12 protein-coding genes are annotated in these 14447 nt (G+C 60.3%); 6 read left to right on the top strand and 6 right to left on the bottom strand.

The window, feature by feature from the left end:
• Positions 1–36: 36 nt before the first annotated feature.
• The 4 genes from RSO67_RS28670 to RSO67_RS28655 all read right to left on the bottom strand — a co-directional run bounded on the left by RSO67_RS28670 (position 37) and on the right by RSO67_RS28655 (position 4067).
• Complete coding sequence (locus RSO67_RS28670; RefSeq protein WP_120291209.1) at positions 37–1257, bottom strand: ABC transporter substrate-binding protein; 1221 nt, start codon at positions 1255–1257, stop codon at positions 37–39.
• Positions 1258–1562: 305 nt separating this feature from the next.
• On the bottom strand, positions 1563–2372 hold the full coding sequence (locus tag RSO67_RS28665; protein WP_315841627.1) for an SDR family NAD(P)-dependent oxidoreductase: 810 nt from the start codon (positions 2370–2372) through the stop codon (positions 1563–1565).
• 42 nt (positions 2373–2414) lie between these two features.
• Positions 2415–3203, bottom strand: coding sequence for an enoyl-CoA hydratase-related protein (locus RSO67_RS28660; RefSeq protein ID WP_315841626.1), 789 nt, complete (start codon positions 3201–3203; stop codon positions 2415–2417).
• A 3-nt stretch (positions 3204–3206) separates the two neighbouring features.
• Complete coding sequence (locus RSO67_RS28655) at positions 3207–4067, bottom strand: alpha/beta hydrolase (RefSeq protein WP_315841625.1); 861 nt, start codon at positions 4065–4067, stop codon at positions 3207–3209.
• Positions 4068–4253: 186 nt separating this feature from the next.
• Here RSO67_RS28655 and RSO67_RS28650 point away from each other — a divergent pair, with 186 nt between their 5' ends.
• Genes RSO67_RS28650 through RSO67_RS28640 form a run of 3 tightly spaced genes read left to right on the top strand, consistent with a single transcriptional unit; the run spans position 4254 to position 6818 of the window.
• Positions 4254–5234 carry an ABC transporter substrate-binding protein gene (locus tag RSO67_RS28650; protein ID WP_315841624.1) on the top strand — a complete coding sequence of 327 codons (981 nt, stop codon included), beginning with the start codon at positions 4254–4256 and terminating at the stop codon, positions 5232–5234.
• On the top strand, positions 5224–6039 hold the full coding sequence (locus RSO67_RS28645; RefSeq protein ID WP_089267120.1) for an ABC transporter permease: 816 nt from the start codon (positions 5224–5226) through the stop codon (positions 6037–6039). The genes RSO67_RS28650 and RSO67_RS28645 overlap by 11 nt, the downstream gene beginning before the upstream one ends.
• Entirely contained in the window at positions 6036–6818 is a 783-nt protein-coding gene (locus tag RSO67_RS28640) for an ABC transporter ATP-binding protein (RefSeq protein WP_315841623.1), read from the top strand. The genes RSO67_RS28645 and RSO67_RS28640 overlap by 4 nt, the downstream gene beginning before the upstream one ends.
• A 128-nt stretch (positions 6819–6946) precedes the next feature.
• Here the strand turns inward: RSO67_RS28640 and RSO67_RS28635 are convergent, their stop codons facing one another.
• Entirely contained in the window at positions 6947–7795 is an 849-nt protein-coding gene (locus RSO67_RS28635; RefSeq protein ID WP_158005655.1) for a cyclase family protein, read from the bottom strand.
• A gap of 295 nt (positions 7796–8090) precedes the next feature.
• On the opposite strand from RSO67_RS28635, the gene pncB reads away from it, so the two are divergent.
• Positions 8091–9392, top strand: a complete 1302-nt coding sequence (gene pncB / locus RSO67_RS28630) for a nicotinate phosphoribosyltransferase (protein WP_315841621.1) — start codon at positions 8091–8093, stop codon at positions 9390–9392.
• 74 nt (positions 9393–9466) lie between these two features.
• Here pncB and RSO67_RS28625 read toward each other — a convergent pair whose 3' ends face one another.
• Positions 9467–11629, bottom strand: a complete 2163-nt coding sequence (locus RSO67_RS28625; protein WP_315841620.1) for an acetate--CoA ligase family protein — start codon at positions 11627–11629, stop codon at positions 9467–9469.
• Positions 11630–11816: 187 nt separating this feature from the next.
• On the opposite strand from RSO67_RS28625, the gene RSO67_RS28620 reads away from it, so the two are divergent.
• Positions 11817–12548, top strand: a complete 732-nt coding sequence (locus tag RSO67_RS28620) for a GntR family transcriptional regulator (protein ID WP_068730533.1) — start codon at positions 11817–11819, stop codon at positions 12546–12548.
• A gap of 85 nt (positions 12549–12633) precedes the next feature.
• Entirely contained in the window at positions 12634–14373 is a 1740-nt protein-coding gene (gene oxc, locus RSO67_RS28615) for an oxalyl-CoA decarboxylase (RefSeq protein WP_315841619.1), read from the top strand.
• Positions 14374–14447 lie beyond the last annotated feature (74 nt).

Here is a 14447-nt window from a genome sequence, read left to right as displayed (position 1 = left end):
GGAGAGTATCAACGGCGATCATCGTCGTACTTCCTGTTACTCGGTCGCGGGACGGAGCTTCTTCACTTCGGCGTCGCTAGGCAGCACCGATGCACCATCGACATATTTAAAGTCGGCCATGGTACCCTTGCCGCCCTCAAGCGCGATCTTGCCGACATAGGCCCCCATGGTCGCCTGGTGATCGCTGGCGCGATACATAAACGGACCGAACGGGCTGTCGAGCTTCAGACCTTCGAAGGCCGTAATCAGCTTGTCGGTGTCCGTCGAACCTGCCTTGGCGATACCGGCAGCCAGAGACGTCATCGTGACATAGCCGACGATCGAACCGAGACGCGGATAGTCGTTGTACTTCTTCTGATAGGCCGTCAGGAAAGCCAGGTATTCCGGGGTCTTGATCTTGTCCCAGGGATAGCCGGTGACGATCCAGCCGACCGGCGCTTCTTCCTTCACCGGATCGAGATATTCCGGTTCGCCCGACAGCAGGCTCACGACGGTGCGATCCTTGAACACGCCGCGCGTGGTACCTTCACGGACCAGCTTGGAGAAGTCTGCGCCGAACAGCACATTGAAGATCGCGTCCGGCTTGGCATCGTCGATGGCCTGCACCACGGCGCCGGCATCCACCTTGCCGAGCGGCGGTGCCTGCTCGGTGACGAATTCGATGTCAGGCTGCTTGGCCTTCATCATTTCCTTGAAGGTCGCGACCGCCGCCTGGCCGTATTCGAAGTTCGGATAGACCAGCGCCCAACGCTTCTTCTTGGCAGCCAGCGCATCCGGCAACAGCATTGCGACCTGCATATAGGTCGTGGCACGCAGGCGGAACGTATACTTGTTGCCGTTCTGCCAGGTGATCTTATCGGTCAGCGGCTCTGCGGCGAGAAAGAACACTTTCTTCTTGCCGGCGAATTCGGTCACCGCAAGACCGATATGCGACAGGAACGTGCCGGCGATAATGTTGACACCTTCGCGCGTCACCAGCTCATCGGCCACGCGCACGGCATCGCCCGGCGTCGAGCCATCATCGCGCGAGATCACTTCAAGCTTCTTACCGAGCACGCCGCCCTTGGCATTGATCTGTTCGATCGCCAGCTCCCAGCCCTTCTTGTAGGGATCGAGGAACGCGGTCTGTGTCTTGTAGCTGTTGAGCTCACCGATCTTGATCGTATCCTGCGCGAGAACCGCGTGGCCGAACGACAATGTCAGTGCGCCGGCCATTGTGCCGGCAATCGCGAGTGAGTGAAGGGAACGAGCCGTCATCATGATCGAACTCCGTTGTGATCGACGTTTGCGATAGAAGTGATTCTCGCCGAAGCCTTCGCAAGAAACGGATCAACCGTTCGCCCTTGCGTCGCTTGCAGCCCCATGTTTGCAACGCGAATTAGTTTGTACGCAAATAGTCCGGCGCACCCTCTTCGTTGTCAAGACCGGTCTTGGTGCAACATGCCTAGCACATCGCCGAAGTTTTGATCATCTGATGTCGGCCGATGCGCGCGCATCTGCGACCGAATTTCGCAGAGCTGCGCGGCAGCGATATTCCGCCGCCGCGCGCCTGATTTTGACGACTATCGATCGCGGAAACGATCCATCAGCGCCTTGTCCTGACCGCCATCGATTTCGATCATGGTGCCGTTCGCCATCTGCACGAGTGGTGACGCGAGCATGACGACGAGATTTGCAACTTCCTCGACTTCGGCGATGCGGCCGAGCGGGATCGAAGCGGGCGCCAGCTTGTCGGCTTCCTCGTAGGAAATCTTCATATCGCGCGACATGGCGTTGACGAGGCCAGCCCAGCGCTCGGTACGAACCGGGCCCGGATTGACGGCGCAGAACGAGATGTTGTGACGGCCATACTGACCTGCGAGCGACAGGGTCATGTTCTGACCGGCAGCGTTCGCCGCACCCGGCGCGATTTCCCAATAGGATGGCTTGACGCCGTCATTGCCGATCAGGTTGACGACACGACCGCCGCCCTGCTTGACCATGATCGGCAGCGCGTAGCGCAGGCAGCGCACATAGCCCATGAATTTGAGCTGCAGCGCCTGCTCCCAGTCGGCTTCGGTGAGCGTCTCGATCACGCCGCCCGGTGCCGAACCGGCATTGTTGATCATCAGATCGATGCTGCCGAGTTCCTTGGCGGCCTTCTCGACGAAAGCCTTGGCATCCGCATCCTTGGTGAGGTCGGCTGATATCGCGACCACCGTCACCCCGTAGGCATTGCGGATTTCCTCAGCAGTTTTCTCCAGCGGCTCCATGCGACGAGCGCAGATGGCGACATTGACGCCCTCCTTCGCCAGCGTCATGGCGATCGCCTTGCCGATACCTTCGCTGCCGCCGGTGACGAGAGCGCATTTGCCTTTGAGTTGGAGATCCATGTGCGTGTCCTTCTTGGGTTGGCAGAAATGGAAATGATAAATTCAGCTTCCCGCAAAACGCGGGGGTCGTTTCTCGGCAAAGGCCTTGCGGCCTTCGGCGTAGTCGGCGCTGGCGTCGGCCGCAGCATAGAACTGCTCGGCTTCCGCCAGGAGTTCGGCGTTGTTGGTGGTCAGCGCACGGATTGCAGCCTTGGCGGCCTTGATGGTCAGCGGCGCGTTGCCGGCGATCTTCGTTGCAAGCTCGCCAGCCAGCGTTTCAATGTCAGCCTTCGGTGCGATGACATGCACCGCGCCCAGCGCATGGGCGCGCATGGCAGGCAGACGATCGGCCGTAAACAAGACCTGCCGCGTCGCGCCGGCGCCGAACACGCGGATGAAGCGAGCAATGCCGCGCGGATCGTAGCCTAGACCAAGCTTGGCGGCGGGTACGGCGAAGAAGGCATCGTCCGCAGCAACGCGCATGTCGCAACTCGCAGCAACGGATGACCCGGCGCCCATGCAGCCGCCATAGATCAACCCGATGGTCGGCTGCGGAATCGCCTCGATGGCCAGACAGGTATTCTCGACCAGATCGTCATAGGCCCGGGCATTGCCTTCGCCTGATCGAGCCGTGGCAAAGTCGGAAATGTCTGCGCCCGCGGAAAACATCAGGTCGCCCTCTCCGCGGATGACGACGACGCGGATATCCTTGCGGGTAGCGACGTCGCCGGCAAAGGCGGCGATCTTGTTCCACATCGCCGTGGAGATCGCGTTACGTCGGGCCGGATTGGCCAGACGCAGCGTCGCGATGCCGTCCGCAATATCAACGATGATATCGCTGGGCGCGCTCATCGCTCAGACCGCCGGCTTGTGCGACATCCAGCGGCCGGACTCGGCCGCCGGGAAAAGCTCAGCCAGCGCTGCATTGAATGCCGCCGGCTCTTCACTGGTGATGGTATGGCCGGCACGCGGCAATACCAGAAGACCTGCCGTCGGCACCGTGCGCTTGAGGAAGATGCTGGGATCGAGGCACCAATCGTCCTCGTCGCCAACTATGATCAGCAGTGGCGGCGTGAATTTCTCGAGCTGCGGCTTCATCTCCCACAGCATCGGGCGCTTGGCCTGCAGCTCGCGCATGGTCAACGCGTGCCCGACCGGGGAGTGATCGGCCAACATACGTGCGAATTCGGCAAAGCCGCGCGGGTCCTTGTTCTTATGGGTTTGACGCGTCGCACCATCAGCGTAACGCGCTGCAGCGGTCGGAAAATCGACCGTCTCGAACATCTTGGCGGTTTCGCGCGAGGCTGCACGGCCCTGCTCCACGAAAGCGGGATCGGGGCTGGAGCCGTAACCGCAGCTCGCGGCCGTCACCGACAAACAGCGGTCCGGATAGTGGATGCCGACATGCAGCGCCGTCGATGCGCCCATGGAATGACCGACGATATGCGCCTTGTCGATCTTCAGTGCATCCATCAGTGCGATGACGTCATCGCGCGCAATATCCTGGCCGTAACGTGCTGGATCGGTCGGCACATCCGATGGCGGATAACCGCGCTGGCTGTAGGTGACGCAACGATAGGAGCGCGAGAAGTAACGAAGCTGCGGCTCCCAGGTGCGGTAATCTCCCGCATACTCATGGACGAAAACCACAGGACTCCCGGTACCGACTTCCTCATAATAGAGTTGCGTCCCGTCGGGCGTCGTCACGTGCGGCATCGTCGCCTCCTGCAGTCAGAGCAGATTTCATTTGCACACAAACGAAATGCTAGTAGCGTTATTTCACGACTGCAAGAGGATTTAGTGGATTCAATTTTGGCATATCATTTGCTTACAAACAAATATCGCAACGCCGCATAAACCCATCGAAAAGCCACGCGCCACAACGTTTCTTGAGGAGATGTCATGACCGGACTTTCGCGACGCGCCTTCACAATGGGCACGGCTGCTACGCTGATGAGCACCGCGCTCGCAACAAATTCGCAGGCGCAGGCGCCGACAAAAATCCGCGTGGGTAGTCTGACACTTCCCGTCTTCGCGCCGATCATCATCAACATCATGAAGGCGCAGAAGTTCGATACCAAGAACGGTTTCGAGGCCGAAGTTCAGGTCTACCCTTCTTTCTCCTCTTATTATGCGGGCCTCGCCACCGGCGAAATCGACACGCTGATCGGCGGCCCCACCTACTTCCAGAAGCTGCGCCTCGAAGGCGTGCCGCTGCAAATCGTCGCAACAGGTGCCACGCTCGCCGATCTCGTCATCATCACCAAGGATCCGGCCATCAAGTCGCTGGCCGACCTGAAAGGCAAGCAACTCGCCGCCGACATGGGCAGCGGGCAATTCCAGATCCTGTCGATCTACGCAAAATCTAAAAAAATGGACCTGGCCAAGGACACGACATTGGTTAACGCGAATTTCGCTGTAGCGCGTGCGCAGCTCGCCGCTGGCCGCGTCGATGCCGCGATGATCATCGAGCCGATCGCCACGATGATGATGAAAGACGATCCGTCGCTGAAGATCATCTTCAACGCCAACGACGGCTGGAAAGAGATCGCGGGCACCACCGGCTGGGAGCTGGTCTATGCCATGCGCGAGGACACGATCAAGAAGGCCCCGGACGCGCCCAAGAAATTCGTCGCTGCGCTGGCGGACGTTACCAAATATCTGCGCAGCGATCCGGATGGTGCCGACAAGATCGCAGTCGAGACCGTGAAGCTGCCGCCCGGCATCTTGAAGGAAGCCGTGCTCGCCAAGCGCTGGGACTTCGACGCCAAGCCAGCCTGGGACGCCACCGAACGCAAGAGCATCTGGGATACGTTCGAGCGCGCCGTTGCCGCCGGCTTCCATCCAAAGCTGCCTGACGAAGCGATCATCTATGCCCCCTGACGAACCGAGACCTGCCACGCCATTCGAGGAGCCGATCTTCGAAAGGTCACCGCGAAGCCTGATGATCTCCAGCCTGCCGCGCGAGACGATCATATCGATCGTGCTCTTCGCAGCGGTCTGGCAGGTCATGTCCTATCTGGCACCGTCGCTGGGCATCCCCGCTTTCGCGATCCCGGGCCTCGGCCGTATTGCCGAAAGCCTGACCAAGATCACCCCGCTCGACGTTGCGGTGACGCTGGGCCGCGTGCTGCTGTCGCTGGTCGTGTCATTCGTCATCGGCCTGCTGGTCGCAGTGCTGATGTATCTGTCTGACAGCGTCGAGAAATATCTGCGCCCGATGGTGCGGATCCTGATGGCGGTACCGGTCGTCTCCTGGATCCTGTTCGCGGTATTGTGGTTCAAGGGCGTCGAATTCCGCATCGTCTTCGTGCTGGTCGTGGTCTGCGCCCCCGTCTTCACCGTCGATGCCCTCGACAACATGCGCGAGGTGTCGCGCGATCTGAAGCAGATGATCCGCTCCTTCCGGCCCACGCCGCTGCAGTTCTTCCACAAGCTGATGCTCCCGGCGATCACGCCGGGGATCATCACGAGCTGGAAGATCACGCTCAGCCTGGCCATACGCGTCGTGACCATCGCTGAACTCGTCGGCGCAGTGACCGGCATCGGGCATCAGCTCTCGGTCGCGCAGGAATTGTTCTCGGTGGCCGACGTGTTTGCCTGGACGCTGGTGCTGGTTGTGCTGCTGTTCTTCCTCGAAGCATTGCTCGTCAGGCTTGAAACGCACGTATTGCGGTGGCGGGCATGACCGAAGCTTCAGCGCCCATCGAGATTTCCGGCCTGCGCAAGGTCTTCCGCCAGACCACATCGGGTCAATCGATTACGGCCATCGACCAGTTGTCGCTGCGGATCGATCCCGGCGAACTCATCGCCATAGTCGGCAAGACCGGCTGCGGAAAGTCAACGCTGTTCGATCTGTTGATCGGCCTCGAACATCCCACCGCCGGCAGTATCACCATCGGCGGAAAAACCCCCTATAACGACTTCAACGCCTTCCGCGGCAAGATCGCGACGATCTTCCAGCAGGACCGGCTGTTTCCCTGGCGCTCCGCGCTCGACAACGTCAAGCTGCCCCTCGAACTGATCGGCATCGCCGAGGACATTCAGCAGGAGCGTGCGATGACCTGGCTGAAACGGCTCGGTCTGGAGAAGTTCGCTAACGCCTATCCGCGCGAACTTTCCGGCGGCATGCGCCAGCGTGTTGCGATTGCGCGCGCCTTTGCCGTACAGCCGGAGATCCTGTTGGCCGATGAGTCCTTCAGTGCGCTCGATGAAGTCACGGCCAATGAGCTGCGCAAGACCTTCGTCGAACTGGCACGAGAGTTTAAATCGACGGCGATCCTGATCACGCATCAGCTCGAAGAAGCCATGGCAGTGGGCGACCGCATCGTGGTGTTTGGAAAGTCGGCGACCTTGCTCACCGATATCAGGATGGCGGACTGGGATCGCGCCGACTATCCCCTGCTCCGCGAAGGCATCCAGAATACGCTGCAGGCAAACGCGCCGGATGCGAGACTGAGGCGCTAGACAACGATCCACCAACCTCTCCACGTCGTGCCGGGGCTTGTCCCGGGCATCCACGACTTGGCCGCTAGTTCAGACGGACGTGGATGGCCGGGACAAGCCCGGCCATGACGGTGTCGACCTAGGCTACATCACCCCATGATCGCCTTTGCGGCATTGCCCATGGCTTCCACCGACGCATCGCCCGTATCCGTGAAGCACAGGATACGACACGGGCATGACTCAAGCCCGTCATAACGCCAGGGGAATGCGCCGATCAGGCAGCGCTGGTTCAGCATCAGCTCGATGTCGCCGCCGATATTCTCCGCATGCAACAGGCCTTCCTGAAACGCGTAGTTGTGGAACGGGAACATGTCGGCAGAGACATGCCGGCCCGAGAGCTTGTGCGTGTATTCGAAAGTGCCGAAGAACTCAGCCGGCGTCTTGCCGTGCTTCTTGGTGAACTGCGCAGCGATGTCCGGACGCATATTGCGGATTGAAGTATTCATCGAGTGATCGCAGGACCCTGTGTCCATGCCGAACCACTTGATCTTCTTCTCCAGCATCCAATGCAGCGTGTCGAGGTTCGGACCGGGGTGATAGCAGAAGTACTTCACCAGATCCTGCTGCGCCTGCCCTTCGTAATATTTGTGCCAGCCGGTGTGCAGGATCAGAATGTCGCCTTCGCGAATATCTGCCCCTGACTTTTCGAGCATCTCTGGCGTGATCACCGCCCAGTCGTGCATCTGGCTGGAGATATCGACGACAACGCCGCGATTGAACAGGTAATCCAGCGGCAGCGAGGCCATATCGCCCTTGCGCCCGTCGGTGGCGTGCATCGCGCCGTCGAAATGGGTGCCGGCATGCAGCGCCGTCTCGATCCGCTGCGCCACGATCATCTGCGTCTGCAGGTTCTGCGCATAATACATCTTGTTGCCGGCATAGCCCACCCAGCCGGGCGTGTGGATGTTCATGACGTGGGAGAGATCGACGACTTTCATGGTGCTGTCCTTCATCGTTTCGGGGCGCCCACCGGCAGGTGGAAATCGTAAGCATGCAAACAATTCTGCGCAATGCCCGCAGATGCAGGATCAGGGCCAGAAACAGACCGACAAAGGACGGGCTGCCACGACAATCCTCGATTGTGAAAGCGCGGTTCAGCGCTTGCGTTGACATCGATAAACCCGGCGGATACGCCAATTTAATGAACTGCTGCAAAGACAGCGTCAGCGATGCGGCCACTGCCGTTTCGGTGCAGGTGCCACGATCAGGCACGTTACCAGGAGTGGCGTTGCCATGATGGATTTCGCCACCCGGGTCCACAATCACAACTACCGGCTTGATCCGATCATCCGGTCATTGCTGGACACCGACTTCTACAAATTCCTGATGCACCAGTTCATCTGGATGCTTTATCCGAAGGTGCCCGTGACCTTCGGCCTGATCAACCGGACCAAGACCGTCCGCCTTGCCGAGATCATTCCGGAAGCGGTGCTGCGCGCGCAGCTCGATCATGCCCGCACGCTTTCATTCCGGGAGAACGAACTGATCTGGCTGGCCGGCAACCGCTTCTACGGCCGCCGCGACATTTTCCGTCCGGAATATATCGAATATCTGCGCAGCTTCAGGTTGCCTGACTACAAGCTTGAGACCATCGATGGTCAATATGTCCTCACCTTCGAAGGTGACTGGGCCGAAGTCACGATGTGGGAGATCTACGCGCTCGCCATCGTCAGCGAATTGCGGTCGCGGATCGCCATGGCCACGCTGGATAAGTTCGAGCTGGATATTCTCTACGCCCAGACCAAGACCAAGATCTGGAACAAGATCAAGAAGCTGAAATCCTATCCGGACATGCGGCTCGCCGAATTCGGCACCCGTCGCCGCCATGGCTTCCTGTGGCAGGAATGGGTGACGGACGCGATGGCCAACGAGCTTGGCCGCAGCTTCGTCGGAACGTCGAACGCCCTGCTCGCCTTCAAGCATTCATTCGAAGCAATCGGCACCAATTCGCACGAATTGCCGATGGTGTTCGCCTGCCTCGCCGAGAATGACGAACAGTTGAAGACCGCACAATATGACGTGCTGGCGAAGTGGCAGGAGGTCTATGACGGCGAGCTCTTGATCATCTTGCCCGACACATTCGGAATGACGCAGTTCCTGCGCGATGCGCCGGCCTGGGCCTCGAAATGGACCGGTATGCGCATGGACAGCAAGGAGCCGGTTGCGGCGGGCGAAGAGATGATCGCCTGGTACGCCATGCGTGGCGAAGATCCGCGCAAGAAGCGCGCAATGTTCAGCGACGGTCTCGAAGTCGATCTGATGATCGATCTGCATCAGCGCTTCCGCGGGCGCATCCGCGAGAGCTTCGGCTGGGGCACCATGGCCACCAACGACTTCCGCGGCGCGCATCCGCGCGGGCTCGATTCACTCGACCCAATCAGCCTGGTCTGCAAGGTCACCTATGCCAACGGCCGCTCGGCGGTGAAGCTCTCGGACAATCCGGCCAAGACGACCGGCAGCAGCCCTGCAGAGATCGAACGCTATCTGCGCATCTTCGGCCGTGAGGGCGTCGCCGAACAGCCGGTGATCGTATAGCCAGAACCGCAAACGCAAAAAAGCGCCGCCCGGTTTCCCGGACGGCGCTTTGTTTTTGTGTATCGGAAGGCCGCTTACAGAAGCCCCGCTCCCCGCGCCCACTTGTACTTGGCGCCGAGCACCTCGACCGGAAGTTCGGTCGAATAGGCGTAAGCCGGAATGCCGTTCTGGTAGAGATATTCGGCGGCTTCCTCGACTTCCACATCGCCCGCGAGCGAAGCCACCATCGGCTTCTCGATGCCCTTGGCCTTCATCTCGTTCTTGATCTCGACCATGTTGCGCGCGAACACCATCGGCGGCGTCACGATCGTGTGCCAGTAGCCGAGGATCAGCGAGTGGATGCGATCATCGGTGAGGCCCAGCTTCACGGTGTTGACGTAAGTGATCGGCGGTTCGCCACCGGTGATGTCGACCGGGTTGCCGGCGGCGCCGAACGGCGGGATGAACTTGCGGAACGCCGCATCCAGATCCGGCGGCATCGCCATCAGCGACATGCCGTTATCGACCACCGCATCCGACAGCAGCACGCCCGAACCACCAGCACCGGTGATGATCAGCACGTTCTCGCCCTTCGGCGTCGGCAGCACGGGAATGCCACGGGCGAATTCGAGCAGCTGGCGTAGCGAGCGGGCGCGAATGACGCCCGACTGCTTCAGCACGTCCTCATAGATCTTGTCGTTGCCGGCGAGCGCGCCGGTATGCGACGAGGCCGCCTTGGCGCCGGCCGAGGTGCGGCCGGCCTTCAGTACGACGACCGGCTTCTTCTTGGAGACGCGCTTGGCGGCTTCCGCGAAGGCACGGCCATCCTTCAGATCCTCGCAGTGCTGCGCGATGATCGTGGTGTTGGGATCTTGCTCGAAGAAGGCGAGCAGATCGTCCTCGTCGATGTCGCTCTTGTTGCCGAGACCGACGATGGCCGACACGCCCATCTTGGCGGAGCGCGAGAAGCCGATGATCGCCATGCCGATGCCGCCGGACTGCGACGACAGCGCCGCTGAGCCCTTCACGTCATAGGCTGTACAGAACGTCGCGCAGAGATTGGCCGGGGTGTAATAGAAGCCGTAGATATTCGGCCCCATCAGACGCACGTCGTATTTCTTGCCGATCGCGACGATTTCTTCCTGCAGCGCAGGCTCGTTGGCTTCGGCAAAGCCCGACGGGATCAGCACCGCGCCCGGAATTTTCTTCTCGCCACATTCGATCAGCGCGCCGGCCACGAACTTGGCGGGAATCGCGAATACCGCGGTGTCGATCACGCCCGGAACATCCTTGACGCTCTTATAGGCCTTGCGGCCCATGATCTCTTCGGCCTTCGGATGAATCGGATAGATGTCGCCCTTGTAGCCGCCGTTGATGAGGTTCTTCATCACCGAATTGCCGATCTTGCCATCTTCGGCAGAGGCACCGATCACGGCGACGGCCTTCGGCATCATGATGCGGTTCATCGCCGTGACGATTTCGGCGTTGGAGCGCGGCGCGGGGCGCGGTTTGTAGTCGAAATCGACGACGATACGCACGTCGGCGGCAATCGCGTCTTTCTTGGTGGCGAAAACCGGGTTGAGATCGAGTTCGACCATTTCAGGGAAATCGCTGACGAGCTGCGACACCTTGACGATGATGTCGGCCAGCGCTTCACGATTGGCAGGATCGCCGCCACGTACGCCATGCAGCATCTCGGCAGCCTGGATGCCATCGAGCATCGACAGCGCGTCATCATTGGTCGCGGGCGCGAGGCGGAAAGTGACGTCCTTCAGCACTTCGACGAGCACGCCGCCCAGGCCGAAGGCCACCAGCTTGCCGAACGAACCATCGGTGATCGAACCGATGATCACTTCGGTGCCGCCCATCAGCATCTGCTGAACCTGGATACCTTCTATCTTGGCGTCGGCCTTGTACTTCTTGGCATTGGCCAGAATGGTGTCGTAAGCCTTCTGCGCGTCTTCGGCGGTCTTGACGCCGACGATGACGCCGCCCGCTTCGGTCTTGTGGAGAATGTCCGGCGAGACGATCTTCATCACGACCGGGAAGCCCATGCCGCTTGCCATCTTGGCAGCGTCAGCGGCTGAGGTGGCCACGCCTTCCTTCGGCACGGGAATGCCGTAGGCGTCACACACAAGCTTGCCCTCGGGGGCGGTCAGGCTGGTGCGCTTGTCGGCTTTGACCGCATCGAGAACTTTGCGGACGGCCTGTTTAGCCGATGGTGTTGCTTCTTTGACGGCAAGATTCGATTGGGACATGGCTTCCTCCTTCACGTCTTTTCCAATAGACGGATTGATGGCATTTGGTATGCCAGAAACTTGATTGTCAAGGCGCGTTGCAGCGCAAAATTGCTGAAATAGCTGTCATCTTGACACGCTGGCATCTGGTATGCCAAAAATTATTGACGTTATTTCTGTGGTAGGACATCTCGACTGGAGATGATTCATGCCCACGCGAAAACAAACCAAGGCGCCGTCCGTCATGTCTGAAGCCGATATCGCGATCGTTCGGATTGCACCGGAGACCAGCTTCAAGACCAAGGCCTATGAAGCCTTGAAAGAAGCCATTCTTAAGATGGACATCTACACCTCGCCAGATCCGGTGATGCTCGACGAGCGCGCTCTGTCGGAACGGCTCGGTGTCAGCCGCACGCCTATCCGCGAAGCCATTGCGATGCTGGAGCAGGATGGCTTTGTAAAGACCGTGCCACGCCGCGGCATCGTCGTTGTCAGAAAGACCAAGGTCGAGATCGTCGACATGATCCGCGCCTGGGCGGCGCTGGAAAGCATGGCCGCGCGTCTGATCACGACCACCGCACGCAAGAAAGATATCTCGGCGCTGCGCGACTTCTTCAAGGACTTCAACAAGGACCGTCTGCCACAGGACCACGTTGAGGAATATTCGAAAGCGAATATCGCTTTCCACCAGGCACTGATCTCGCTCAGCGAATCGCCAGTGCTGGTCGATATGACCAACGATATTCTGCTGCATGTGCGTGGCTATCGTCAGCTGACCATCGGACGCACGGACCGTACGGCGACGTCCCTGCCCGAACATCTGGCCATCATCGAAGCGCTTGAGGAGCGCAACACCGAGCTTGCGGAAAAGCGCGCGCGCGATCACACGCTCGGTCTGGCTTCTTATGTCGAAGCCCACGGCCAGGAATTGTTTACGTAAGCGCCGTCTCGCGACGGTTCACCACTCCGCACCACGTCCAATTGAGCAACGACCAACAGTCACAAGAAAAGTCAGGGAGAGCGGGATGTCCGCAGTAGTCCAGAGCATCGATACCAACGCAGCCGCCGAGCAGGAATTGACCGATGGCTTCCATCTGATCATCGATGCTCTCAAGCTCAATGGCCTCAACACGATCTATGGCGTGCCGGGCATTCCGATTACCGACTTCGGCCGCATGGCGCAGGCCGAGGGGATCCGGGTGCTGTCGTTCCGCCACGAACAGGCCGCAGGCTATGCCGCATCGATCGCCGGCTATCTCACCAAGAAGCCCGGCGTCTGCTTGACTGTGTCCGCCCCCGGCTTCCTCAACGGCCTCACGGCGCTGGCCCACGCCACTACCAACTGCTTCCCAATGATCCTGATCTCCGGCTCGTCCGAGCGTGAGATCGTCGATCTGCAGCAGGGCGACTACGAGGAAATGGATCAGCTCGCGGTCGCCAAGCCGCTCTGCAAGGCCGCGTTCCGCGTGCTGCATGCGGCCGACATCGGCATCGGCCTCGCCCGCGCCATCCGCGCCGCAGTGTCCGGCCGTCCCGGCGGTGTCTATCTCGATCTGCCGGCCAAGCTGTTCGGTCAGGTGATGAATGCCGATGCAGGCAAAAAGTCGCTCGTGAAGGTGATCGACGCCGCGCCGGCGCAGATCCCTGCCCCGGATTCGATCAAGCGCGCGCTCGACGTGCTGAAATCGGCGAAGAAGCCGCTGATCATTCTCGGCAAGGGCGCCGCCTATGCGCAGGCCGACGATGCTGTGAAGGCACTCGTCGAGACATCCGGCATTCCGTTCCTGCCCATGAGCATGGCCAAGGGCCTTCTGCCTGACACTCATCCGCAGTGTGCGGGTGCTGCACGTTCGACGGTCCTGAAAGACAGCGACGTCGTCATGCTGATTGGCGCACGCCTGAACTGGCTGCTGTCGCACGGCAAGGGCAAGGCCTGGGGCAGCGCGCCCAAGAAGTTCATCCAGATCGACATCGAGCCGAAGGAAATGGATTCCAACGTCGAGATCGTCGCGCCCGTCGTTGGCGATATCGGCTCCTGCGTCACCGCCCTGCTCGATGGCATGGGCAAGAGCTGGCAGAAGGCATCGTCCGACTGGACATCAGCAGTCACCACGAAGCGCGACGAGAACGTCGCGAAGATGGCGCCGAAGCTGATGAACAACAATTCGCCGATGGATTACCACGGCGCGCTCGGCGTTCTGCGCACCATCATCGCCGAACGTCCGGATGCCATGCTCGTGAATGAAGGCGCAAACACGCTCGATCTCGCTCGCGGCATCGTCGACATGTATCAGCCGCGCAAGCGCATCGATGTCGGCACCTGGGGCATCATGGGCATCGGCATGGGTTATTGCATCGCCGCGGCCGTCGAAACCGGCAAACCTGTCCTCGCGATCGAAGGCGACAGCGCATTCGGTTTCTCCGGCATGGAGGTGGAGACGATCTGTCGCTACAATCTGCCGGTCTGCATCGTCGTCTTCAACAATGACGGCATCTATCGCGGCACCGACGTCAATCCGACCGGCGGTTCCGACGTGGCGCCGACGGTCTTCGTCAAGGGCTCACGCTACGACAAGATGATGGAAGCCTTTGGTGGCGTCGGCGTGAACGCGACCTCGCCCGACGAACTCAAGCGCGCCGTCAATGCGGCGATGGATTCCGGCAAGCCGACGCTCATCAATGCGGTGATCGATCCGGCGGCCGGCAGCGAGAGCGGCCGTATCGGCAACCTCAATCCGCAGAGCGTGCTCAGCAAGAAGAAATAACACATCAGGCGGGGTCGCGAGACCCCGTCTCCTTTTCTCATATGCCGAGGCGGCAAAACTAGTTTACGGGAGCA

It is taken from the genome of Tardiphaga sp. 709 (assembly GCF_032401055.1).
Lineage (GTDB): Bacteria > Pseudomonadota > Alphaproteobacteria > Rhizobiales > Xanthobacteraceae > Tardiphaga.
The sequence above is the reverse complement of the archived record's forward strand: the minus strand, read 5'-3'. Positions and strand labels throughout refer to the sequence as shown.